The organism is Zunongwangia mangrovi (genome assembly GCF_900112105.1).
Taxonomy (GTDB): Bacteria; Bacteroidota; Bacteroidia; order Flavobacteriales; family Flavobacteriaceae; genus Zunongwangia; species Zunongwangia mangrovi.
Window position 1 is genome coordinate 213388 of sequence record NZ_FOKV01000003.1, and the last position, 22636, is coordinate 236023.

General features: G+C 34.4%; 28 protein-coding genes. 8 read left to right on the top strand and 20 right to left on the bottom strand.

Going from position 1 to position 22636, the window contains the following annotated elements:
- Window positions 1-31 precede the first annotated feature (31 nt).
- The 5 genes from BM201_RS09290 to BM201_RS09310 all read right to left on the bottom strand — a co-directional run bounded on the left by BM201_RS09290 (window position 32) and on the right by BM201_RS09310 (window position 4360).
- Complete coding sequence (locus BM201_RS09290) at window positions 32-1198, bottom strand: MFS transporter (protein ID WP_092541911.1); 1167 nt, start codon at window positions 1196-1198, stop codon at window positions 32-34.
- Window positions 1199-1492: 294 nt separating this feature from the next.
- On the bottom strand, window positions 1493-1816 hold the full coding sequence (locus BM201_RS09295) for a hypothetical protein (protein WP_092541913.1): 324 nt from the start codon (window positions 1814-1816) through the stop codon (window positions 1493-1495).
- A gap of 57 nt (window positions 1817-1873) precedes the next feature.
- Window positions 1874-3031: a retropepsin-like aspartic protease gene (locus BM201_RS09300; RefSeq protein WP_175487015.1), complete on the bottom strand. Its 1158-nt coding sequence runs from the start codon at window positions 3029-3031 to the stop codon at window positions 1874-1876.
- Window positions 3032-3207: 176 nt separating this feature from the next.
- Window positions 3208-3864, bottom strand: coding sequence for a hypothetical protein (locus BM201_RS09305; RefSeq protein WP_092541917.1), 657 nt, complete (start codon window positions 3862-3864; stop codon window positions 3208-3210).
- 4 nt (window positions 3865-3868) lie between these two features.
- Window positions 3869-4360 carry a sigma-70 family RNA polymerase sigma factor gene (locus tag BM201_RS09310; protein WP_092541919.1) on the bottom strand — a complete coding sequence of 164 codons (492 nt, stop codon included), beginning with the start codon at window positions 4358-4360 and terminating at the stop codon, window positions 3869-3871.
- 192 nt (window positions 4361-4552) lie between these two features.
- Between BM201_RS09310 and BM201_RS09315 the strand changes: the two genes are divergently transcribed.
- The 3 genes from BM201_RS09315 to BM201_RS09325 are packed head-to-tail and all read left to right on the top strand — an operon-like array spanning window position 4553 to window position 6962.
- Window positions 4553-5653, top strand: coding sequence for an SGNH/GDSL hydrolase family protein (locus tag BM201_RS09315; RefSeq protein ID WP_092541921.1), 1101 nt, complete (start codon window positions 4553-4555; stop codon window positions 5651-5653).
- Window positions 5654-5683: 30 nt separating this feature from the next.
- A complete protein-coding gene (locus BM201_RS09320; RefSeq protein WP_092541923.1) occupies window positions 5684-6487 on the top strand; it encodes an alpha/beta hydrolase in 804 nt (267 codons plus the stop codon).
- Between the two features lie 28 nt (window positions 6488-6515).
- Entirely contained in the window at window positions 6516-6962 is a 447-nt protein-coding gene (locus tag BM201_RS09325; RefSeq protein WP_092541925.1) for a PH domain-containing protein, read from the top strand.
- Window positions 6963-7002: 40 nt separating this feature from the next.
- Here BM201_RS09325 and BM201_RS09330 read toward each other — a convergent pair whose 3' ends face one another.
- The 13 genes from BM201_RS09330 to BM201_RS09390 form a co-directional block, all read right to left on the bottom strand.
- The gene (locus BM201_RS09330; RefSeq protein WP_092541927.1) at window positions 7003-7455 is read right to left on the bottom strand and encodes a glycine zipper domain-containing protein; all 453 of its coding nucleotides are present in this window, start codon (window positions 7453-7455) and stop codon (window positions 7003-7005) included.
- 30 nt (window positions 7456-7485) lie between these two features.
- Window positions 7486-8028: an STM3941 family protein gene (locus BM201_RS09335; RefSeq protein ID WP_092541929.1), complete on the bottom strand. Its 543-nt coding sequence runs from the start codon at window positions 8026-8028 to the stop codon at window positions 7486-7488.
- A gap of 29 nt (window positions 8029-8057) precedes the next feature.
- Complete coding sequence (locus BM201_RS09340; RefSeq protein WP_092541931.1) at window positions 8058-8999, bottom strand: hypothetical protein; 942 nt, start codon at window positions 8997-8999, stop codon at window positions 8058-8060.
- Window positions 9000-9078: 79 nt separating this feature from the next.
- Window positions 9079-9744, bottom strand: a complete 666-nt coding sequence (locus BM201_RS09345; protein WP_175487016.1) for a spermidine synthase — start codon at window positions 9742-9744, stop codon at window positions 9079-9081.
- Window positions 9737-10147, bottom strand: a complete 411-nt coding sequence (locus BM201_RS09350) for a hypothetical protein (protein WP_092541935.1) — start codon at window positions 10145-10147, stop codon at window positions 9737-9739. The genes BM201_RS09345 and BM201_RS09350 overlap by 8 nt, the downstream gene beginning before the upstream one ends.
- Window positions 10147-10698 carry a hypothetical protein gene (locus BM201_RS09355; RefSeq protein ID WP_139219189.1) on the bottom strand — a complete coding sequence of 184 codons (552 nt, stop codon included), beginning with the start codon at window positions 10696-10698 and terminating at the stop codon, window positions 10147-10149. Before BM201_RS09355 ends, BM201_RS09350 begins: the two co-directional genes overlap by 1 nt.
- A gap of 66 nt (window positions 10699-10764) precedes the next feature.
- Window positions 10765-11274, bottom strand: a complete 510-nt coding sequence (locus BM201_RS09360) for a hypothetical protein (protein WP_092541939.1) — start codon at window positions 11272-11274, stop codon at window positions 10765-10767.
- Between the two features lie 186 nt (window positions 11275-11460).
- Entirely contained in the window at window positions 11461-12126 is a 666-nt protein-coding gene (locus BM201_RS09365) for a response regulator transcription factor (RefSeq protein ID WP_092542323.1), read from the bottom strand.
- A 109-nt stretch (window positions 12127-12235) separates the two neighbouring features.
- A complete protein-coding gene (locus tag BM201_RS09370; RefSeq protein ID WP_092541941.1) occupies window positions 12236-14143 on the bottom strand; it encodes a tetratricopeptide repeat-containing sensor histidine kinase in 1908 nt (635 codons plus the stop codon).
- A gap of 176 nt (window positions 14144-14319) precedes the next feature.
- Complete coding sequence (locus tag BM201_RS09375; RefSeq protein ID WP_175487017.1) at window positions 14320-15027, bottom strand: putative quinol monooxygenase; 708 nt, start codon at window positions 15025-15027, stop codon at window positions 14320-14322.
- 484 nt (window positions 15028-15511) lie between these two features.
- Window positions 15512-16084, bottom strand: coding sequence for a hypothetical protein (locus tag BM201_RS09380; RefSeq protein ID WP_092541945.1), 573 nt, complete (start codon window positions 16082-16084; stop codon window positions 15512-15514).
- Window positions 16085-16243: 159 nt separating this feature from the next.
- Window positions 16244-16702, bottom strand: a complete 459-nt coding sequence (locus BM201_RS09385) for a hypothetical protein (RefSeq protein ID WP_092541947.1) — start codon at window positions 16700-16702, stop codon at window positions 16244-16246.
- A 157-nt stretch (window positions 16703-16859) separates the two neighbouring features.
- On the bottom strand, window positions 16860-17246 hold the full coding sequence (locus BM201_RS09390) for a hypothetical protein (RefSeq protein WP_092541949.1): 387 nt from the start codon (window positions 17244-17246) through the stop codon (window positions 16860-16862).
- A gap of 289 nt (window positions 17247-17535) precedes the next feature.
- On the opposite strand from BM201_RS09390, the gene BM201_RS09395 reads away from it, so the two are divergent.
- The 3 genes from BM201_RS09395 (at window position 17536) to BM201_RS18330 (ending at window position 19180) form a co-directional block, all read left to right on the top strand.
- Complete coding sequence (locus BM201_RS09395; protein WP_245758612.1) at window positions 17536-18390, top strand: superoxide dismutase family protein; 855 nt, start codon at window positions 17536-17538, stop codon at window positions 18388-18390.
- A 143-nt stretch (window positions 18391-18533) separates the two neighbouring features.
- Window positions 18534-18770 (top strand): response regulator transcription factor, encoded by a 237-nt coding sequence (locus BM201_RS18325; protein ID WP_317039142.1) that lies wholly within the window; start codon window positions 18534-18536, stop codon window positions 18768-18770.
- Between the two features lie 2 nt (window positions 18771-18772).
- Window positions 18773-19180 carry a LuxR C-terminal-related transcriptional regulator gene (locus BM201_RS18330; RefSeq protein WP_317039143.1) on the top strand — a complete coding sequence of 136 codons (408 nt, stop codon included), beginning with the start codon at window positions 18773-18775 and terminating at the stop codon, window positions 19178-19180.
- Here BM201_RS18330 and BM201_RS09405 read toward each other — a convergent pair.
- Complete coding sequence (locus BM201_RS09405; protein WP_092541953.1) at window positions 19173-19391, bottom strand: hypothetical protein; 219 nt, start codon at window positions 19389-19391, stop codon at window positions 19173-19175. The genes BM201_RS18330 and BM201_RS09405 overlap by 8 nt on opposite strands.
- Before the next feature lie 225 nt (window positions 19392-19616).
- On the opposite strand from BM201_RS09405, the gene BM201_RS09410 reads away from it, so the two are divergent.
- Together BM201_RS09410 and trhA are read left to right on the top strand one after the other, a co-directional pair.
- The gene (locus tag BM201_RS09410; RefSeq protein ID WP_092541955.1) at window positions 19617-20390 is read left to right on the top strand and encodes a helix-turn-helix transcriptional regulator; all 774 of its coding nucleotides are present in this window, start codon (window positions 19617-19619) and stop codon (window positions 20388-20390) included.
- 143 nt (window positions 20391-20533) lie between these two features.
- Window positions 20534-21187, top strand: coding sequence for a PAQR family membrane homeostasis protein TrhA (gene trhA, locus BM201_RS09415; protein WP_092541957.1), 654 nt, complete (start codon window positions 20534-20536; stop codon window positions 21185-21187).
- 153 nt (window positions 21188-21340) lie between these two features.
- On the opposite strand, the gene BM201_RS09420 is transcribed toward trhA, so the two are convergent.
- A complete protein-coding gene (locus tag BM201_RS09420) occupies window positions 21341-22621 on the bottom strand; it encodes a carboxypeptidase-like regulatory domain-containing protein (protein ID WP_245758613.1) in 1281 nt (426 codons plus the stop codon).
- Between the last annotated feature and the right edge of the window lie 15 nt (window positions 22622-22636).

Below are 22636 nucleotides of genomic sequence, written 5' to 3' on the forward strand. Positions count from 1 at the left end.
AGTTACCATATTTTTTCAGCAAAATCCTGCTTCAATCAAATTTCTTCCTAAGCGCGATTAAGCCTAAAATGGGACCAATGGCCAGAATCATAAAAATAGTGGTGCTATTTGTTGTTTCAGCAAGAATGTTCAGCAATAAAATGCTAAAGATCGTTATACAATAGCCAAGACAATTTACGATGGTTAGTGCTGTTCCTTTTACCTCTGGGTCTGCATTTTGCGCCACCAGAGTAGAGAATAAAGGTGAATCTGCAACCACCGAAATTCCCCAAAATAAAAGAAAAGCGATAAAAATTTCTACGGAATTTATACTGAAGAAAAGGGGAGAAGCAAGGCAGCAAATTCCTGAAAGTGCTAATGCGGAAATTGCAGTTTTTTTAGTTCCATTTTTTTCAGCAATAAATCCGCCCAAAACGCAAGCCAATCCGCCAACTCCAATAATCAAAAATGACCACAGCGAAAACTTGAAGCTGGTTTGGTGAATTTCAGCATATAATTTTAGCATGACTGGAACAAAAGCCCAAAAGCTGTATAATTCCCACATATGTCCAAAATAACCAAAAGCTGAGCTTCTAAAATTTTTATTCCTGAAAACCTTTAAAAATGATTTTAGATCTACAGATTTACCGGCACTTCTAAACGGACCGTCTGGTACGAAAAATTGAATTAAAAGTCCGCCTAAAACGGCCAAAATCGAGGTGCCAATTAAAACCGATTTCCACGGAAGATTAGCAGTTAGACTTTTTAGTAAATGCGGAAAAGCGGTCCCAATCACCAGCGCACCGACTAAAAATCCCAATGATTTTCCTAATCCTTTTTGAAAATAATCTGTAGCGATCTTCATGCCTATAGGATAAATACCGGCTAGAAAAAAGCCAACGAAAAAGCGTAAAAGGAGTAAAGTTTCTATCGTATTTTGGGAATAAATACTCGTCAAATTAAAAAGTGCTCCGCCAAGAGCACTAAGAAAAAATACTTTTGAAGGCGAAAACCTATCGGCAATGCTAAGAATGGCAAAAAGCAGCGTCCCTAAAATAAACCCAAATTGCACCGCAGAGGTTAATAAACCTAAAGTTTCTTCGGGTAGTTGAAAGTCCGTAATAAGATTAGTCATCACCGCGTTTCCTGCAAACCAAAGGGAAGTACAGCAAAATTGAGCAATTACGATAAGCGGAAGAATTCTCCTTTTAACCAACATGTTTATTTATTGTTGGGTAAAGATATGGATAATTGGTATGTTAGAATTTTGGATTGTTAGTATATTAGAATTTGGACTATTGGTATTTTAGATTACTGCTCACTGAGACTGCCAACTGCTCACTGAAAAAGACTTCTCGATACATTTTATTTTTTCGCTGTGCTGCAAAATAAAATACTCGAAGTGACATTTTAAGATATGAGAATATAGAAATTAGAGTTTAGACATGAAATGGTAATGCTAAACTATTTTCATTTTTACTGTAAACTGTAAACTGAGACTGTATACTGAAAACTACTTAATCAATTCAATTTCTACGATTTCGTCATCAGTTTTTACGATATCACCTTTTTTACATTTCCATCGCAGAATTGCATTTTCGAAACTTTCTAATTCGAAGCTTAAGCTTTTACTTTCCAGGGAGCAAATAACCTGTCCTTTGGCTGCTTTTCCTTCATTTTCGATAAGAATTTCGGAAACTTTGAATTCTGATTCTCCTTTAATTTCTGGAGCGGTAATAAGCGCTTTTTCTCCGGTTGGTGTTAAATTTTCGAGGTGTGCGTTAGTATTGTTTCTCTTTTCTGAAAGTTGAAAGAGTTTAGCTAAAAATTTAAGCATTATAAAAAAGTAGTTGGTTAAGTTTTACCGAAATTATATGTTTTTTAGATATTTTTTTCAAGAATTGATATCGATTTTATGGATTTTTAGGTTCACTTTTTTACCATTTTGAGAAAGTACAAGATCTAAGGAATTCTGCTTTTGCAAGGATAGCCATTCGTTCTGCCAAAAATTTAAAAGGGCTTCTTTTGTTAATCCTGAAAGATCCTTTTCATTAATGCTTTGCACCACAGCACCTTTTTCAATTTTGTGTTTTTTATTAAAATCCTTTTCGGCCTTATAAACTTCTAATTTTTTGGATTGATAATTCGGTTTAAAAATGAGTTCAAATTGAGCAATCTCATCATTTGGGGTTGATCTATTTTTCTTTAAAAAAAGGTGATGATTTTTGAAGTCTACGGTAACTAAGTAATCTTCAAGAAACCTATTGCCTATAAGCTTGGAGGTACCCACTTCATTTTCAGCATCAATGACCTGATTTTCCAGAATCATATCTCCAATTTTTACTGTGTTTGCTATAAATCGATAATCTGTGGGCTGATCTTTCAGGTTTAATTCTAGTCTCGATTTTTTATGGTTACGAAGTACTTTTTTAAGATCTTCAGGGTTTGCTACAAATTTTCTACGGCCGTTTCCGGTATCAAATGCAAATTGAAATTCTTCATCTTCGATGGTTAAAGCGACATTTTCAGTTCCCCAGCCACTTTCTTTAAGATGCATATTTATTTTTTCTGTGTTTTCATCTATTTCGAACTTATCGATATTATTGGCTACTCTAAGAAGTTTATTCTTATAATCGATCTGCCAAACGGCTTTTTTGATTAAAGAACTTCCAATAATGCCATCTAACTTTTCAGCAAAAACCTTTTCTGAAAATCCCATATCCATGCCAATTGCACCGGTGTTTTCGAAGTGAATTCCGCCTATCACTATATTTTTGATGGAAACATAATTCACTTTCCCATTATTTATAACAGGACCAAAAACATCTGCATTACCTTCAGAAATCGTTTCAAATTCTTCTAAAACAGCTGGGTCGATCACGCTAGCTTCAGCGCCAGTATCAAACATAAATTGGTATGTTTTATCGTTCTGCTCGATATCGAGTATAATATAATGATCGACGTAATGAAAAGGAATTTCAGCAAAAAAGTCGGTTTCTTTGGTCTGTCCCTGGTTTGCCCATTCTTTTAATTCTTTGTTATTCTGTGCCATTGAGAATTGAAAGACAGCTAAAAGAAAAAATAGGAATAATTTGGTCTTATTCATTTAAAATTGATTGTAAAATTGGATTTTATATTGCCAAATATAAGTAACTCTTTGGGATAAAAAATATTATTGGAAATGTATATTCCTAGATCTTTAATGAACTAAATCTTTAGAATTCTAACTTAGCATTCAAAATCTTCAATTTCAGCTAAAAATGATTTTGCTTCTTCGATCTGGCTGCCATTGCCCTTTAATAACCAGTTTATGTAATTTTTGTCAGCATTTTTTGATTTCAGTTTTGCTGAAAAAAACAAAGCTAAAATTTGAAGAATTACGGTAATTCCTGCAAAGATCCAGATCTGTTGTACTGAAATAAATTCCGTAGCGTCAAAATCGAATAAAACTTTTAGCACAAAAATTCCAACAAACGGACTAAATGGTAAAATAGCTGCCGCGATCTTTAAATTAATTAAGATTGAAAGTCTAAGGTTCGAAAGTTGTCGCTGCAATATGGTAACAGGTTGCTGATAATCTAAACTCAAAATGTCATGCAATTGTTTAAGAGAAGAAAATACAAAAGCAAAGCTAAAAAATAGAATTATGCTGGCCGAAAATGCCAAATACCAGATTTCTAAATTTCGAATAAGAAATTGTACCGCATAGCCAATAAGCAGACTAAAAAATAACAGGCTGCTAATAGGTAAAAAAAGCAGCTGATTAATTTTCGACTTTGTTTTATCTAATTTTAGCTCTTTTAAAACAGATATGTTTAAACTTCTTGTAGCTTCCAGTTTTTGTTCCTGATTTTGCCAGGCATCTCTTAGTTGCTCGATATCCATAAGTTTATTTTTTAAATTTCTTTTTTAGTTCTTTTTTGATTCTGTTTATTTTAGTGCCAACATTTGTTTCTGAAATTCCTAGAACTGCCGCAATTTCCTGGTGAGTTTTATTATCTAAATACATGATCATTATAGCCTTGTTTAAAGGTTTTAATTCCTGAATAAATTGGTTCAGTTTTTTAATGTTCTCGTTTTCCTCTGTTTTATTTTCTTCCTGAATATGAACAAGTTTTTCTTTTAACGGAACAAAATATTTCTCCTGGGTTTTTATTTTTCGGTTATATGAAATCACGACGTTAAAGGCGATTTTATACATCCAGGTGGTAATTTTTACGGCATGATCAAATTTTTCATAACTCTTTAAAAGATTAATAATGATCTCCTGGATAAGGTCTTCCTGCTCTTCAGGATAATAACTATAAGCATTTACAACCTTAAAAATGAGGTTTTTGTTTTCTTCGATATGTTGTAAAATGTCTTCTTTAGCCGATTTCATTACCTGTTTTTCTTAGGTCTTTGTATCATTAATCGTTTCTACTTTTTAAAAATCACACTTTTTTCAGAAAAAAATCAAATAAAATAAGCTTTGTGCGGTGTTTGGCTTATAATATACTTTCCTTACAAAAGGATTTCAGATAAAAACATATTTTACTTAATTTAGTTTAAGGTTTTAGCAAAATTCATCATCATGAAAAAAATAATCTATGGACTGGCTATAATTGCCGGTTTTTCAAGTTGTCAGGAGACAGAAGAATTAACATCAAAACTTTACTCCGCTCAGGATGCTGAACATTTTACGATTTCAGGAAGGGTGGATAAAAGAGATTCATCGCTGGTAATGATTAGTCCGGCTTCTAAAATTGCCTTTAAAAATACACAAGATGATACTTTGAGTGTTTTTTCTAAGGTAGACGACCCTAAGCAACATGCATTTTGGGCCTTGGCTATAAACGGAGAATATAAAGGAAAGAAAAGAGTAGAGGGAGACACCATAAACGAATTAAAAATTCCGGTTTCCAAAAACGATACTTTAATCGAATTATATAAAGCTACTGAAGCAAGCACAGGGAATTTAATTTTTAGTGGTATAAAAGCGAAAGAAATTGCTGAAGCGCCTAAAAAGCCAGATCTTAAGATCGAGTTTATAGGAAACTCAATTACCTCTGGTTTTGGAAATGACAATAAAGAATTTCCCTGTGGTGAAGGTTCCTGGTTCGATGCGCATAATGCGTATTATTCTTACGCAACGATTGCCTCAAATCGATTGGATGCCGATTTTGTCTTATCCTCTATTTCTGGTTGGGGAATGTATAGAAACTGGAATGTTACGGGCCCAACCGTTCCCGATGTTTACGATAATCTGTATTTAAGTACAGATTCTACAAAAACCTACACAGCAAAGGATTTTAATCCAGAACTTATCAGTATCAATTTAGGAACCAACGATCTTTCAGATGGCGATGGGCAGCATGAGCGTTTAGCATTCAGTGTAGATGATTATGTTGGGGCGTATATAGAATTTGTTCAGCATCTTCTCGATACTCGCGATAATCCAAAAATCGCCATTTTAGATAGTCCTATGATCTCTGGAGAAAAGGAAGAAATTTTACATCGTTCATTGGATAGCGTGGCTTCTTATTTTGAAACTAAAGGCAAAAAAATCCATATTTTTGATTTCGAACCTATTCCTGAAACTGGTTGCGGCGCGCACCCTTCGATAGAAGAAGATAAAATGATGGCCGATCAAATCACACCTTTTTACGAGAAAATTTTAGTTGCTGAAGAATAGCCTCGAATTAACTTTTTTGAATATTAAAAGATGAACTTAAAATTAAGTGCGCTTCTTTTATTGCTGTCATTCCAGGTTTTTTCTCAGCAATATAAAGAGGAAAAGGATATTCAGTATTACGAAGATCCAACTTCAGAATACATGAAGCAACAATCTAAACTGGATATTCATTTTCCAGATTCAGATAACAATAAAAAATATCCGGTGATCGTTTGGTTTCATGGTGGCGGATTAACTGGTGGCTCCAAAGAAATTCCGAAGGAATTAAAAAATAAGGAAGTTGTAGTGGTAGGTGTAGGTTATCGATTGGCGCCAAAAATTAAAGCTGAAGAAACCATAGACGATGCAACTGCTGCAATTGCCTGGGTGTTTAATAATATTGAAAAGTATTATGGCGATACTGAAGAGATATTTATTTCTGGACATTCGGCAGGTGGGTATTTGGCTCTAATGGCAATAATGAACAAAGAAAATTTAGCCCAATACGATATTGATGCTAACGATGTGGCTGGATTAATTCCGTTTAGCGGGCATACCATTACGCATTTTACGATTAGAGATCAGCAGGGAATTCCCGGGACACAGGCGATCGTAGATAAATGGGCGCCTTTATTTTATGTTAGGAAAGATGCACCGCCAACTTTATTGATCACTGGAGATCGTGAAATGGAGATGCTTGGGCGATACGAAGAGAATGCTTATTTCTATAGAATGATGAAAGTTGCCGGGCAAAAAGAAATCGATCTTTACGAAATGAATGGGTATGGCCATAACATGGTTTATCCAGCTTTACCATTATTGTTGAAATTTGTAAAAGAAAAATCCGACCAATAGTAAAAATTTAAAGACCCCAATTGTAATCATGAAATTTAAAAGCCGAAAAGATTTCTTTTTCTTAGCTCTTAGCTTTGGTTTTACCACGCTGGTGTTTTGTGCTTTTGCTTATCAGTTTTACTATTCTCAGGATACCCGAAACCAAAATTTTATTGTAGGTGATGTTTTATTGATACTTATCGCTGGACTCTTACTTTGGTTGAATTTTGGAACAGAATACGAGCTTACACCAACTTATTTTAAATATAAAAGTGGCCCGCTAAAAGGAGCGATTCCGCTAGAGAAAATAACCGAAATTGTAGAAGGTAAAAGTCTGTGGATAGGTTTAAGGCCAGCAACCGCAAGAAAAGGACTAATCTTAAAATATGATATTTATAACGAGTTGTATATAAGTCCGCGTACCAACGAAAGTTTTATCAATAAAATACTGGAGTTGGACAACCAGATCAAAGTGACATCTTCGGGTAAGAAGTAAGGGAAGTATTGTAAAAATAGAATTACTTTTTTTGATTAAATCACATTTCAATATTCATTTGTCTACCCTCTTTTTCGGCTTTTTTATCCATTTGAGCGCCAACCAGCATCCCAATACATAGACCAATAGGCAGACCAATTCCCAGGAAGGCCATATTATCAAATGCAAAACCAAAAGCAACACCTAGAGGAATTCCAAAAGCCGACATACCTAAAGGCATCCAGGTTTTCGTGTAATAATTTTTAGGAACCAGTTTTTGCTCCTTTTCTACGATTTGAAGCATTTTTAACTGACTTCTCTTGATCTGCGTGTTCAGTTTTTTAAGAGGAGCTTCGTTGATTTTATCGATTTCTGGATTCAATTTTTCAATCACTTCGTCGGTTAGATCCTGTTGTTTTAATGCGTCAAGAAACCCCATAAACTGAGAAAAACTTTTATAAGCTTTTTTATTTTGTCCTATATCAGCTCTGGGAGCTGTACTTTTTAATTCCATTCGAAAAATATGTGTGGTAAATTAAATCAATTATTCGTTAAATTTAAATTTCCGATAGTTTTCCTTTACTAACTCGGTTGTGGTTTCAGCATCCAATTGTAACGAATTTAGAGTAATACTAAAAGGAGTTTTAGCCGTTAATGCATTAAGTTTTAGAATGATTTTTTTCCAAATTGGTGCTTTTTGAAGGTATTTTTCAGGATCTTTTACAGTGATCAGTAAAAACTTTCCAGAAAAGATGTTTTTAGCTTCAATTTCAACAATATCTTCCCATTCGATAAGCCCAACACTGCTTGCGTTAGTTTGGTCTATAATTCCTTTATTGTTCATGTATAAGACCTTATCGTCTTTTTTTTTGAAAAGTAAAAATGCGGTGATACCACCAAAAAATAGAAAGCTAAAAGTAGTTAAACCACGCACCACTACTGGTGCATAAGAATCTGGAGTTTTGGCGTAAAGATCTGCGTTGATAAAGATAATAATCGAAGCGATCACAAAAACCAAACCTGCAATGATCAGGTGATTTTGTTTTTTAATATCAGATGATATGGAGATGGTATCTATATGTGTCATAATAACTAACGTTTTTGTATAAATTTAATTTATTTATTCAAAACCTGCAATTTCTCTTGTTCTTTCTCTTTGATATTATTTACCAAGCTTTGCAGCTGGTTTTTAAGGATGGTTTCTATTCTGGAAACCTGTAAATACACGCGTTGAACGTGAGATTTTGATTTTGAAATTTTTTCCTGAACGATAAAATCAAAAATGAGTCCGTCGAAAAAATAATCACCAAACGTATTAAAGTTTCCAATATCGATAGATCCATCTACCCGATCTGGAATGTCTACATCTTTTAATTCTCGTGCAAAATTATCAAGATGAAATTGTGCCTTAGAAATCCCCAGTTTAGCATCGTCGATCTTGCCGTGCTTAATTGCGGTAGAAATCAAACCACCACCAATCATATCAAAAGTTCCCCAGCTTTCTGCAAATTCCAGTTGCTTAAAGGTCTCGTTTAAATAATGCGATACAGGTTTTGCAGCTTCCAGGGCCTCATTTGTTTCCTGAATCTGTAATTCGTTTTGTTCAATTTCGGCTATAATTTCTTGTAGATCTTTAGCTCGCTCATCCTTTAGCGATAGCAAGAACTCTTCCTTTTCCTGAAGTAAGATTCGATATTTTTCTTCGGAATCTTTTATAAGATCGATTTCTATCTGAAGCTTTGCAATATCTTCTTCGATCAATTTAATTTCTTCGATCGCTTCGTCATATTGTAGTTTTGCTTTTAGATATTCCTGACGCTCTTTTTCCTGTTTTTCGTCTTTATTCCCCAAAAGGTTATAAAAAAGGGAGGTTAGATTCAGTTCATCAAGTTTCTGAACATCACATTTTTCTTTTTCCAGAGTCTCTTTTAACGTGGCACTACGCTCTTTTTTCACTTTTAAGCGCGAATGAGATTCTTTAAAATTAGAACGTAATTTATCTAATTTCGACTTTAATAATCTTTGTTTTTGAAATTCTTCCTCCTTTGGAAATTGCATAGCTTCATGTTTTAGAAAAATAGATCATTCTTCTAAAGTATAGGTAGCGATTTTCGTAGAAATGTTACAGAAAGTAGGCCTAAATAGAGGTGAAGCGGTTTCTTTTAGCCAGTAATAAGCGGTTTATGCCTTCAACTTCTTTAAATTCTTCAACTTTAAATTTTTCATCGGCTTTAAAGAATTGAATCACTTTCTTGCTTTTGTCACCAGCTTTTTCATTAAAGCCTAAATTAAAAAGTAGCGAGTTTTGGCAAATTTCACTTAGATTTTGGCAGAATTCTTCAGAAAGAAAAGCCTCGGGAATTTCAGCATCAATAAATAGATCTACAATAATAAGATCGTAAAATTGATCTCTATTTTTTACAAAATCGAATGCATCAGAATTATGGATGTTGAGATTTTTTATTGCTGAAATATCAAATTCGGTTTTAGCGATGTCAATTATTTTCTGATCGATCTCTACCGCGTAAATTTTTCCGAAGAAATTAAACTTTTCCTGAAGCGATCTTACCACGCTACCACCGCCCAGGCCTAAAATTAAAACCGATTCTATTTGGCGAAAATCGATAAAATTTAGTCCGTTTTCTAAAACTTTTTGAAGTGCTCCGTAAGAATAATTAGCGTTTTTAGTGTCTAAAACCTTTTTGCCGTCTATCCAGGTAACTTCCAGTAAGCCACTAAAGTCTGAATCTTTTTTAGCTGTAATTGGCCATAAATAGCTTAAAATTTGTTTCAGTTTACTCAATACTCTTCTTTTTAATTCCGCGATGTTCAATAAGTTTCGCAAGCCCTATCGCTATTAAGACCGAGATGCAGGCAGTTGTTCCCAAAGCGCCACCAAATCCGTTAAAAAATTTACCGGTATTTATATAAATCAGGCTAAAAACCAATCCTGAAATCGCCACATAAATCCATTTTGAAATAATCTTGATTGAAACCATTCCAACAAAAGACGCACCGATAAAAACAAGCGGAATTTGTTTTGTAAGAAACACTGAAAGCAAATTAGGGAAACAATAGAAAAATAGTCCGATGATCAGCGAGGGCAGGGCAGAGGCTCTAACCGCTCCTTTAGCTTTATGGTTGTTGATAAACCAGGTAAGCAGTGCTCCAAATATGCCGGTAAAAATGAGAATAGCTGCTTCCATTAAAATAAAAGATAAACGATTAACGACGACAAGGCTACGCCGCCAAAAGCGATAGTTCCCAGCTTTCCGCCAAATCCGTTAAACACATTTTTTGCTGAAATAAATAATGCTCCGGTTAAAAATGCACTAAAAATTATAAACGTATATCCTAAGGATACTGCGGGAGCCGTCATCCCCACAAATGCACCACAGTAGGCAGCTACAGGAACTCTTTTAATCCACGAAGATTTTCTAAAAATAACAGGTAAATAGGAAGCTACTGTACCCGTAAAACCAGCCGCGATCACAGCACCTAATTCCAGATCTACGCTAATAAAATAGGTGAGTAAAGCTCCTAAACTAACGTAAACGATATCCTGAAGATCGTTTAGAAAATGTGCTTCTTCCTGGGTGTTTTTGTGATAATAAGCATAGGTGATTAGCCCCGTAGAAATAATGATCCCAGATATAAGCCAAAAATTGTGTACTTTTTCGAACAATATCGACAATAGGAAAGCCAGGTGGCAGGCTACAAATAAAAAAAAGGCTAAGATTCTAAAGATCCTAATCAAGACTAAATTTTTAGCAAAGATAAGACCTCAAGATTAATTGATTAAATCTAATTTGTACCCTATTTTTTATGAGCTAAACTGCTTATTGAATGTTTTAGCTTTTTGTAATAGATAAATACTATAAATAAGGCTTCCTACAATAATTAATTTATAAATAATGCCGCGCATTGCGAGATCTGGATCTAAAATAAAGTTGACGGTATACAAACCTAAGATCATGCCTAAAGGGAAAACGCTAAAAAACATAGGACTTTTTTTTAGCAACAATCCGCATATTACAAACCCCAAACCTAAAATAAGGTTTATGGAAATCGAGAAAACATCAACTTCTATAGTTGAAGACAAAATGGAAACCAGAATAAATAAAAAGTTATACCCAGATATTAAAAATAAGATTTTTTTGCTGCGGGAAAGGGCTTCTTCAGCATCATTTATCACACTTTTTTTATTGATAAACTGGGCAATATGTTTTGATTTTTCCTGAGTACTCCCGGTGAACGGAAACCTGCAATTGGTACAATTAGAAACATTAATTTCCTGAGGTTCTTTGCAGGCAGGGCATTGTATAGATGACATTTACTGTTCGTTTTTTGATTGAATTTTAGCCGAAAATTGGAATAAAAAGAAAATGCCAACAGATCATGTTTATCGCCCTACTCGATAAACGTCTCCATCAGCATTTCTAATTACAAATTTAGTATTACAACTTAGTTTTTCAATACGGTTTTCCGTAAAAATTACATCTCTAAGTGTTAAATTTTATCAGATGATTTTCAGGTCTTTGGCCATGCTTATTAATTGCGGATTGGTACGTGCACCAAAGTCTTCTTTTAGGTCTTTTAATCTTTTTTCAATAGAACTTTTACTGTGTGGATAAGTGCCTTCCTTTTTAAATTTCACATGAATTTCTTCCTGGGTATATCCATCAGAAAGTAGCTTTAGAATTCTCACTTCATAATCTGCGATCTGAACGATATTATCTTGTTTTAGCGTATCTTTTAAGGATTTTGGAAGAAATTTTTCATCGTTATAAACTTTTACGATGGCCTCCTTCAAATTTTGCATTCCATTGCGATCCTTGCAAATGTACGCATCTATCTTTTCAGAATCCCATAAACGAGAGATCGTAGTGGGATGATCTTCAACAGAATGAACAATGATCTTTAAAGCTGGGAAATCCTTCTTTAACTTCCAGATCAATTCTTCTCCATTTTCAATTTTTTCCTGTCTAAAATCTTGTTTAAAACTAAGATCACAGATTAGCAGATCGATCGGGTTATTGTCTAACTCTGCTTTCTTGCACCTTAAAAAAGCCTGATCACAATACTGTGTATTTTCGATCTCCTTTATACCTAAAGAGCCTAATAGCTGCGTTACAGCAATATTTACGCTATCCAGATCTTCTGCAATTAAAACATGTTTAAACATGAGCTTGTTGTTACTTAATGATCGAGATTCAATATTTGAGGCTTGTCTCAATATTTTAGTTCTTTTAAATTGTATTCCTACCGGTTTGCCTAAGCTAATTTGCCTTAGATTAACTAGGAATTTTAATTTTTGCTGAAAATCCAGCATCGGGTTCGGTTTCAAAGGTAAAACTTCCGCCAATGTCTTTAATACGGTTTTCCGTATTGGCCAATCCGGATGTTTTTTTTAATGCTGAGGTTTCAAATCCAATTCCGTTATCACGATAATTGATTTCTATAAATTTGCCTTCCTTTATAAGACTAATAATCAAACTTGAAGCCTGGCTATGTTTTCTGGTATTTACCAATAGTTCCTGCAAAGCGCGATAAATAACGATCTTTTGAGGCTCTTTGATTAGATCCCAATTTATAGCACTGAAACCATTCATAATTAATTTTATATGATTTCCGCCGGTTTTTGAGATCATATAAAATAGATCGTCCTTATAGTTTTCGTTAGTTCTTATAGCTGCGTTTTCTCTAGAAATATCCCGGGTGCGGCGATAAACATTTTCAAGTTTATCTAAAATGCCATCATCTTTTTGTTCTTGAAGCTGCGACATGATCTGGTACACATCATTGGCTAATTCGTCGTGAACTTTTTTTGCGAGCTGTTTTTCGGTTTTATAACGCTCGTTAAGTTTTTCTCGTTTGTAGCGCTGCTGAAGAAAAAAATAGATTCCTGCACCTAAAAGAATAAGCAGGATTATAACAAAAATAGCCACCAATTTTTGATTTTTTTGCTGAAGCAGGTCTAACTTTTGAGCAGCCGATAATTCCTGTAAGTTATTGATTTCAGCTAGTTTTTGCTCTTCGTCATATTTAATCTTAGCGAACAGATTTTTGGCATTTATTCTGGCTTTCTTTAAACTATCACTTAGTTTAATATAGTCTTGAGCATACGATTTACTCGAGTTTCCTTCAGAAAGATCTACTAAATGATCCAGGGCGAGAAGACGATCATCATCAGACTTTGCTTTTTTTGAAGCATCCAAAAGTTTTTCAGCATAGACTTTAGCAAGGGAAGATTTTTCTTTGCTATATATCGATGTTAAATGAGCATAACTCGCTAATAACCCAGAATAGTCTTTCCAAGCTTCTCTTTTTTTAGCAATGATTTTAAGCGAATCAATTTCCCTGGTTCCATTGCTTAACCATTTATAAAAAAGCTGATTTTCTTTAGCTCTAGCCCAATTGATACTATCCTTGGTGGGAATTTTAGATATTTCTTGCCAGATATTTAAAGCTTTCTCGTATTCTTTCAAATCGGCATCTATCAGGGCGATATTGTTTAAAATTGTGATTTTTTCTTCTGAAGCAATAGCGTAATCCAGCGCATTCTGAAATTCTTTTAAGGCTTCTTCCCGGTCGCCTAATCGCCGATAAGTAATAGCTAAAGAATTATATAAACTAACCAGAAATGCCGAATCCTTGGTGTGCTCCAATAATTCTAAAGCCTTGGTGTTATTTTGCTGACTTCCCGCAAGATCTCCCAATCTTTCCTGGGCTATTGCAACTTCAACAAGGCGCTTACCCGCTTTAATAGAGTCGCCTCCCAAGAGATAATATTGCTGCGCTTTGTACATATTTTCCAGAACATTGTCATATTGTTTCTTAGAAAGAAATGTTCTTGCTTTTCTGTAATATGACTGAGCAATAAGTAATGTGTCCTTATTTTTTTGTGCAAGATTCCGCATTTTATTCGCAAAGAAGAATGCTGAATCGTATTCCTTTATATAAATTGAATAGTAGATTTGATGGTCTAAAATATATGGTAGAATAGTATCTGAAACCTTCACTTCTTTTGAAGCCTGCCGGTAGAAATCTAGTTTTTGAGAAATATCATCGGCTTTTTTACCTTTTTCAAATAAATTAAAAGCCTTACTATTGTTGTTTTGGCTTATTGGTTTTGTTTCTTTTTGGCAGCTAACGCTTAAAAACAGCGGAAGTAGAAGAAGGATTTTAAGTTTCGCGAGCATGACGCAAAAGTAAGTTTTTAAGCTGAAATGCTTTCTGAAATTATATGCGAATACGTTAAAAAATGGAATAGAAAAGCCGCAATATCAAATTGACATTGCGGCTAAATTTTATTGGCACCGCCAAAGGGTATAATACTCCGACACTTGCCCCAAGGTAGTTTACTCGGCATAAAGTATTATTCTGAGATATTTTTTAAGACTTCTCGGTTTTGCTGAGGCTCTTCAGTTAATAATCCCTCCAGATCTTTATTAAGCTGAAGACTATAATCATTCTGTAAATGCGCCTGGTGTACTTCAGCGTTTTTCCAGCGCTCGATCACTATAAATTCATCTTCATTATCAGCGTTTTGATAGATATTATAGCCTAAATTACCTTCTGCATTTCTGGCTTCAGGAATAGCTCTGCTCATGGCCTCGACAAAGGCTTCTTTCGTATTCGGTTTTGTAGTAAACCATACGATTATGTTTTGCGTATTTTCCTCAGGAGTTACTGTAGTAGTAGATTCAGCAGGAATTTCTTCAATTTCTTTTAATATCGTTTCATGAAGCATGTTCATGGTTGCTGCCGGAGCAATACCATCAACAGATCTGGCATAAACATTTTCTTCGTGCGCATCCCAGGCCGCTTTATCTTTAAAGCGCTCTACCAGGTAAATCGTATAATCATCTGTTTTACCAAAAAGTGTCGAAGAAATATTACCTTCTTCTTTTTGCGATTGTGTTACGTTAATTCGCATTAAAGATAAAAAGCTCTCGTAACCACCTTCGCGTAAAGGCAATTTTGTAAGTTTCTGAAAGCTTTTTTCTTCCTGGGCATTAGAAAAATTAGCGCCTCCAATGGCCAGCAGTAAAAACAAGATAGCTTTAAAATACGTTCTTTTCATATTTCTAGATTCAAGGTTTCCTCTAAACGAAGATACCATTTAATAGAGATTTCTTTTTAAAGCTATGTTAATTCTAGTCTGAAGAACTTTTTTGAGTATGGAAAGTAGCGGTTTGATTGGCCAGGTTGTGTCTGCCAAAAAGTATAGCTAAAAACATCGAATATTGATTGAGGATTTAGGTGAAGTTGACCATACGCATTTTTAGCAACTGGCTTTCTTTTAATTAATTTATTTGCTTTTTTATTTCTTAAGCATCAAAAATATACAGACAATAAATGTAACTAAGTAAATAATACCTAAAACTGTCTTTCTAAACGTAAAGGTTTGGAATCAAATTTACGAAGCAATGCCATTCCAATTGGTAAAGCCAAAATTGCATATTTAAACCGATTTTATTCTTCATTTTTTGATTTTTAAGATTATCATCAAATTATCCGCAGAACATAAAGCCGCAATTGTTGTGATACCTTGTTGGCAACTGGCTTTATTCCGTATCAATCTCTTCCAATAATTTTTCGTAATTCTGTATTAGTATTTTTTCTTGCAATACAATGTCTGTCATTGTTACAGCTAAAAATCCGTAAAATTCTCTATCACCATTATCGTTTTTTTTAAAGTCAATTTTCATCATCAAATTTGATAGTATGAGTTGATTAAAATCTTTATAGGCTGATTGCATCGTGTAGATTTCGTTAATATCTTGAATTTCTTGAAATTTTAAATTGTTGATAAGTCCAGTTTGAATTCCTGTGTCAAAAGCACCATTACCTAAAATTACGGTTCGAGTTCCCTTAAAAAACGGCAGTAATGTTTTCATTTCAATGTTATCTGAATCTTGAATAATTCGTGAGCTATCTCTAAGCATTATGTGATAATTTAATACCTCGGAAATTTTCGATTTGTTTGATTTTATTTCGGTTATAATATTTTTTCTTAATAGTTCTGTTTGAGATTTCCTTTTATTCGTTTCCGACCAATTTGATAAAACGAACCCCAGATAAACACCAATCATAACAGGTATTATTTGTACTAAAATTTCTCCAATTTTCTTTTTCATCTATTAAGTTTTAGCTTGTTGCCAAGGGTTTCGAGTATGAAAAGTTGCGAGTTGATTTGCCAGATTGTGTCCTTTCAAAAAAAATATAGCTAAAAACATCGAATATCGATTTAGAATTTAGCCGCAGTTGGCTATATGCATTGTTACCTGCTGGCTTTTTTATTTTGTTTGATAAATCATTTCATAGTCGTGTGCTGTAACAAACATTGGAAATTCAGTCCATTTCTTTTCATTTGATTTAGCACTCTGATAGGTTTTTCTAAAAAGTTCCTGCAATCTTAAAATGATTAATAATTCCGCTACTTCATATGCTTGTTCGATTTCAGGTATTTCAATTTTTTTGTTTTTATAAACGTCTTCGTAAACTTTTTGTAAGTTCTCAAATCCAGTTATAGTCAAATCGATTTTTGTTAGATGGTCATAATCAGATAACCAGTCATAATCTTCTTGTCCAATTTTGCTAAATGAAAACAAGTCTATAAACCAACGGTCATAATTTATTGTAAATCCGTTCATTTCACAGTAAAAGGCCTTTAGTTTTTTTCCAAAACTCAAAGCGTATTTTAATTTAACGATTGAGTAAAATTTAGAAATATACTTGTCCAAATCCGATTCCATATGCAGAAGCCAATCAGTTGATGGAAATCAGTTTGCGGAAACTTGCTCAATTCCGTTTCTGCTATTTGTATTGTAGAATCTAATTCATTCCGCTTTAAGTATCCGTTAAGTTTATCTTCTAAATCAAAGTTCATTGGTTGGTTTGGCTTGAAGGCAACTATTGCTTATCAGTACTTTTTTGATCGTAAATTTTCACGAATTTGCTCACAACTTTTTCGGTATTTTGTAGAAGCTTTTCAGCATCTTTAGATTTCCCCGTTACACTAAATTTAAAATTGTCGTAGCTAAATTTACCCTCTTCTTTTTTATCAGGATTTTGATATGCAATTGAAAATTTAAACTCCTGGTCGGCTTCATTTTCACTAAAGAACTCCAGCATTTCTTCCCAGTCAAAGTTTCTTAGATCATCAACATTATCGGTATCAATATTTATAGCAGTGACGCTATTCGTAACTATACTATCGTTTTTGGTTTTATCACTCTGTGCAAATGTGGTAAGGGAGAAGATTAGGAATGAGGTAAAAAGAAGAGATCGTAACTTCATGTTGAATAGAATTTAAGTTGAAATTTTCAGTTAGGTATTTTAAAAACTTAGTTTGAAATTAAACATTTTAATCAAAAGAATAAATTTAATTGCAGATTATTTTGTTTTCATTGCTTCTTAGAGAGAAAAATTAAATTTGAGTTAAACTTTAAAAATTATGTTTTGAGCTTCAGATTGTTAGGTTTTCACCCCTTTTTTAACAATAAAATTACGCAACCCAAGAGCCCGTTATCCATCTATACTACGAAAACCAAAAACCAATTTGTTAACCTTAAAATTGAAAATTACAATGAAAAAATTTGGTGTTTTATTAATTGCCTTTTTAGGCCTTGTATCTTGTAGTAATGACGATGATGCAAATTTGAATCCGCCTTTTGACGGTCAAACCAAGGAGTACGATCTAGGAGCAGTAGGAGAATCTGGAGTTTCTGGAACAGCTACTTTCGATGAAAATGAAGATGGTTCTGTCACCATTACTTTAGATCTGGATGGAACTACAGATGGGGCAATGCACCCGGCACACGTTCATTTTAATTCTGCTGCTGAAGGTGGAGAAATTGCGATTAGCTTAGAACCGGTTGATGGAGATACCGGAATTAGCGAAACAACCGTAGAAATGTTGGATGACGAGGAAACTTCAATATCTTTTGAAGATCTAATTGATTTCGATGGTTACATTAACGTTCACGCCAGCGCAGACGACCTGGAAACTCTTGTGGCACAAACCGATATTGGCGAGAATGAACTAACTGGTGAGTCACAAACTTATGATCTTGCAGAAGTTGATGTGGCAGGTGTAAGCGGCACGGCTACTTTTTATGAAAGAGAAAGTGGTGAAACTCTAGTAGAATTAGATTTAGATGGCACTACTGAAGGTAATACGCACCCGGCACACATTCACATGGGAGCTGTTGCAGATGCCCCTGGTGACATCGCAATTACATTAACCTCTGTAGATGGAGCAACTGGGATGAGCCTTACTAATGTATCCATGACAGATGGTACAGACGATGAAGAAGCTACCGCAGTTTCTTACGACGATCTAATTACTTATGATGGTTATATTAACGTTCATGCAAGTGCAGATGATCTTGCAACCTTAGCTGCTCAAGGCGATATAGGAGCAAATGCTACTGAAGAATAGTATGAATAGTATACTTTAATTTTTAGATTATATGAAAAGCCTGGCGAAAGCCGGGCTTTCTTGTTTTCTATACATACGGCAATTGCCTTTTTTCGATGAACACTAGGTTTAGCTAATTTTAAATGAGATTTTAAAACTGAAAAATGATAACAACTGGAATTGTAGACGATAATTATTTTTTGCTGAAAGCTTTAGAAGAGAAAATCTCTTTTTTTGAAGATTTATCGCATAAGTTTTCATGCAACTCTGGTGCAGAGGTTTTAGAGCAATTAGATCTTAAATCTACAATAGATCTTATTCTTATGGATATAGAAATGCCAGGTATAGATGGTATCGAAGCTACTGCAATTATTAAAAAAAGATATCCCATGTTAAAGTGATCATGTTAACAGTTTTTGATAACGAAGAACATATTTTTAATGCCATAAAAGCAGGGGCAGACGGCTATTTGCTAAAAGATACCGCTGCAGAAGATTTGCATGCCGGGATTCTGGAAACCATAGAAGGTGGTGCAGCCATGAATCCAAAAATCGCTAAAAAGACACTAAAATTATTAAGACATCCAGACCTTAGTAATTTAACTACTGCAAAAGAACAGATAAGTTTAAGCGATAGAGAAACCGAAATTTTAGAACAGCTAGCCAGTGGTTTAAGCTATACTAGAATTGCTGAAAATCTTTTTATCTCGCCATCTACGGTAAGGAAACACATTGAGAATATTTATAAAAAACTACAGGTGCATAGTAAGCTGGAAGCAGTAGAAAAAACTCGTAATTACAATATTATTTAGTGGGTTGCAGTCCGTTTAATAAATCGGCAATTACAAAACCTATGGCATCGTGTCTTTCTTCGGCTTTATCCATAAACTGAATTTTCCCCCAACCTCGTACATCACAAACCAATAATCCGTTTGCGTCTTTAATGCTTTGTCCCAGTTGGTCGTAGCTTACCGGGAAACTTAATGTATCGAGTAGCGTTTTTGTTTGTTCTGGTAATGTCATTTGTTTTTTTGCAAAATTAATGGCTAAGTGTAACCAAATGTTATTTCAGTTTTAAATGAATTGCGCTACGATTAATTCAGGATTAACTTTTAGAAAAATGACAATAAGATGCTATATAAATATCGAAAACCGCTCATAGTAAGACTTATGAAAGTTTGCGACGGTGTTATTTAGAATTATTATTTGTTAAAAATCGACTAAATTTGATAACTTAAGTTTTCTTGAATGAATAATCCCTTAGACCGTTTTAGCGAGATCTTTAGTGAAAATGCTCATTTAGACTCGGCTGTGATCGCCCCACATATCGAACGTCTTAAAGAATTGGATAAAGTTTTACCAACCAGTTCTACTTTTTTATTGCTAACCAATACGTTAGAGCAGCGATACGAGTACTTTACCAAGAATATCGAATTAGGAATGGGCATTACCCGGGAAGAACTTTATAAGGAAGGTATTAAGTTGTTTTTAGAAATGATCCATCCAGAGGAGGTAGAACTCTGGTTGGCGATGATTGAGGAAATGACCGCTTTTATTGCTGAAAACATTAAAGTAGAAGATCGTACCAGGTTGGATATTCAATATAATTACAGAATTAAAGTGCCAAAGGAAGGCAAATACCTTAATGTGATCGAAAATCAAATTCCGGTTCATTATACAGATGAAGGTCAGATCGCTCTTTGTTTTGGGCAGGTAACTTTAATAGGCCATGACGAAGAACTTCCTATTCGAGGAAAAATTAGGATCCTAAACGAGAAAAATCAATACGAAACCTTATTCTTAAAAAACTACTCTAAAGAAATATTTCTCGATGCTTTAACCAATAGAGAAAACGATATTGTGCGATTATTGGCCATGAATAACACAAGCAAGGAAATAGGGGATAAGCTTTGTATCAGTCATCAAACTGTTGATAAACACCGTAAAAACATTCTAAAAAAATTAGGTTTAAACTCTACGCGAGACCTGGTTTCTAAATTAGAATACACTATTTTAATTTAATTTCGGTTTAGCTTTATTTTGGGAGCTCGCTTCCCTGAGATTGTATATTTTTGATAAGAGAAATTATAAAAACTATCGGTAATCCTTATTGTAAAGGTATATCGATTCATATTTTGAAACATAAATCTTCATGATCGATTAAAGTGAGAGATCGCGATAGGATAAAATATTATACAAAATCTGAGGAGCGCCTTAATGTCATTTCGCATGGCTTAGGATTATTGCTAAGCGTTGTAGGTTTAATTTTATTGATCATTAAGGCCGGGCAGCTAAGTGCTATGGCACTAAAAGTAAGTTACTGGATCTTTGGTAGTAGTATGATCGTTCTTTATACGGCATCTACACTTTATCATAGTGTAAGAGAACGAAAATTGCGCTACCGCTTAAATATTCTAGATCACGCCTCTATTTATATTCTTATTGCCGGCACATATACGCCATTTTCTTTGGTAACTTTAGAGGGTACAGTGGGCTGGATTATTTTCGCAGTAGTTTGGGCATTTGCTATCGCAGGAGTAATTTTAAAACTATTTTTTACTGGGAAATTTCAAACATTAAGTACGATCATGTATGTGGCCATGGGCTGGATCATTGTATTTGCAGTTAAACCACTATTCAATAATTTGTCTCAGGATGGTTTAATTTGGCTTTTTGCAGGCGGAATTTCATATACGATCGGAGCAATAATATTTAGCATCGATAAGCTAAAATATAATCACGCGATATTTCATTTGTTTGTGCTCTTTGGTACGTTTTGTCATTTTCTGGCTATTTATTACCACGTTATTCCCAATTAAAACCGAATAAAACTCATCTTCAAAAGAATTAAATTTATTCCATAAAAATACCGGGATAGAACTTTAAAACAACAAAAGTTTTATCCCGGTGTTCAACCCAAACAACTTAAACCATCTTTAGTCTTTCAGGCCTTTCCCAAAAGAGCTATATTTTTAATCTGTTATTTTCTTCTGAATTTTCTCTATCGCGTTTTGAATGCTTTTATCGGGTTCGATAATATTATTACTTCCCCAAAAATCTACATCTGCAAAGCCGTCGATATCATCTACCATTACTATGGCAGGTTTAATAAACTCTTCGTTGTGCGGTACGATGATATTTGCAACTTCCCATTCGGTAATTGCCATTTCGCTATGTACTTTGTAACGGGAGTTAAAAATCTTATGCTTCCAGTTCACTACAAATTCCAGATCTGCTTTTCCGTAGCCATAAAACCATTTTCCGTTATTTTCACGATAATCTACCTGATATTGTACATTATCTGGATAAACTTTTACACCATTAGGTTTTTTGCTCGTAAACATTCTACTTGCCGCGCGACGATTGTCGGTGTTTAGATTGTATACCGCTTTTACCAAAGTGTAACTTTTACTATCGATAAACAACTTGCCAAAATACCATGGTTTTTCACGGTTTCTTTGTTTAAAATCTACCACGTAAAGAGTTCGCTCACCAATTTTGGTAGGCTCGGCATATTCAAAACTGTACAATCCTAGTTTATCAGTATCAAAAAGGAATTGAGGATATTTCATCACGTCTATATAAAGCGTGTTGAATGGACCACCGCGCAATTTTAGCGCAACGGTATCTAGCCGCTTATAATCGGTGCTTTTTCTTGCTTTTAAAATAGCAATATCATCGTCTTTACTAGAAAAATAAGGTTGTTTGTGAAGTTCAGCTACTGCTTCAGATAACGAAATATTTCTGCTTCCCTTTTTAATGGTTTCCCTATAGAAAGCAGTCATTAAGGCTTCATCGCTTACATAATTTTCATCGCGGTTGTACATCATTTTGCGAACCAGTGCGGTCGCATCACCTTTGGTATATACGTTCACTTCGGCTAATTCCTGAACGCTTTCCTGCATAGCAATGATCACGTTATCTCTTTTAAAATAATCTAGCTGAAGTTCTTTGGTTTGGTATCCCAATGCTGAAATACTGATTAAAGCATCCTGCATATCTGCCGGTAATTTTAAAGAAAACTCGCCATCAACATTCGATATGGTCGAAATCGTAGTTCCTTTTACATTAATATGAGCCGACTGGATTGGGTTTTCTGTAACCGAATTTATTACACGCCCTTTAAAAGACTGGTAAGGATCTCCGTCATTTTCTGCTGGAAGGCTTTTCGCCGTAACCGGACTCGCCATTAGGAAAGTCAGGAACCAAACAGAAAAACAAAATCGTAGTAGAGTATTGATTTTTGCATCCATGCTTTAAGGTTTTAA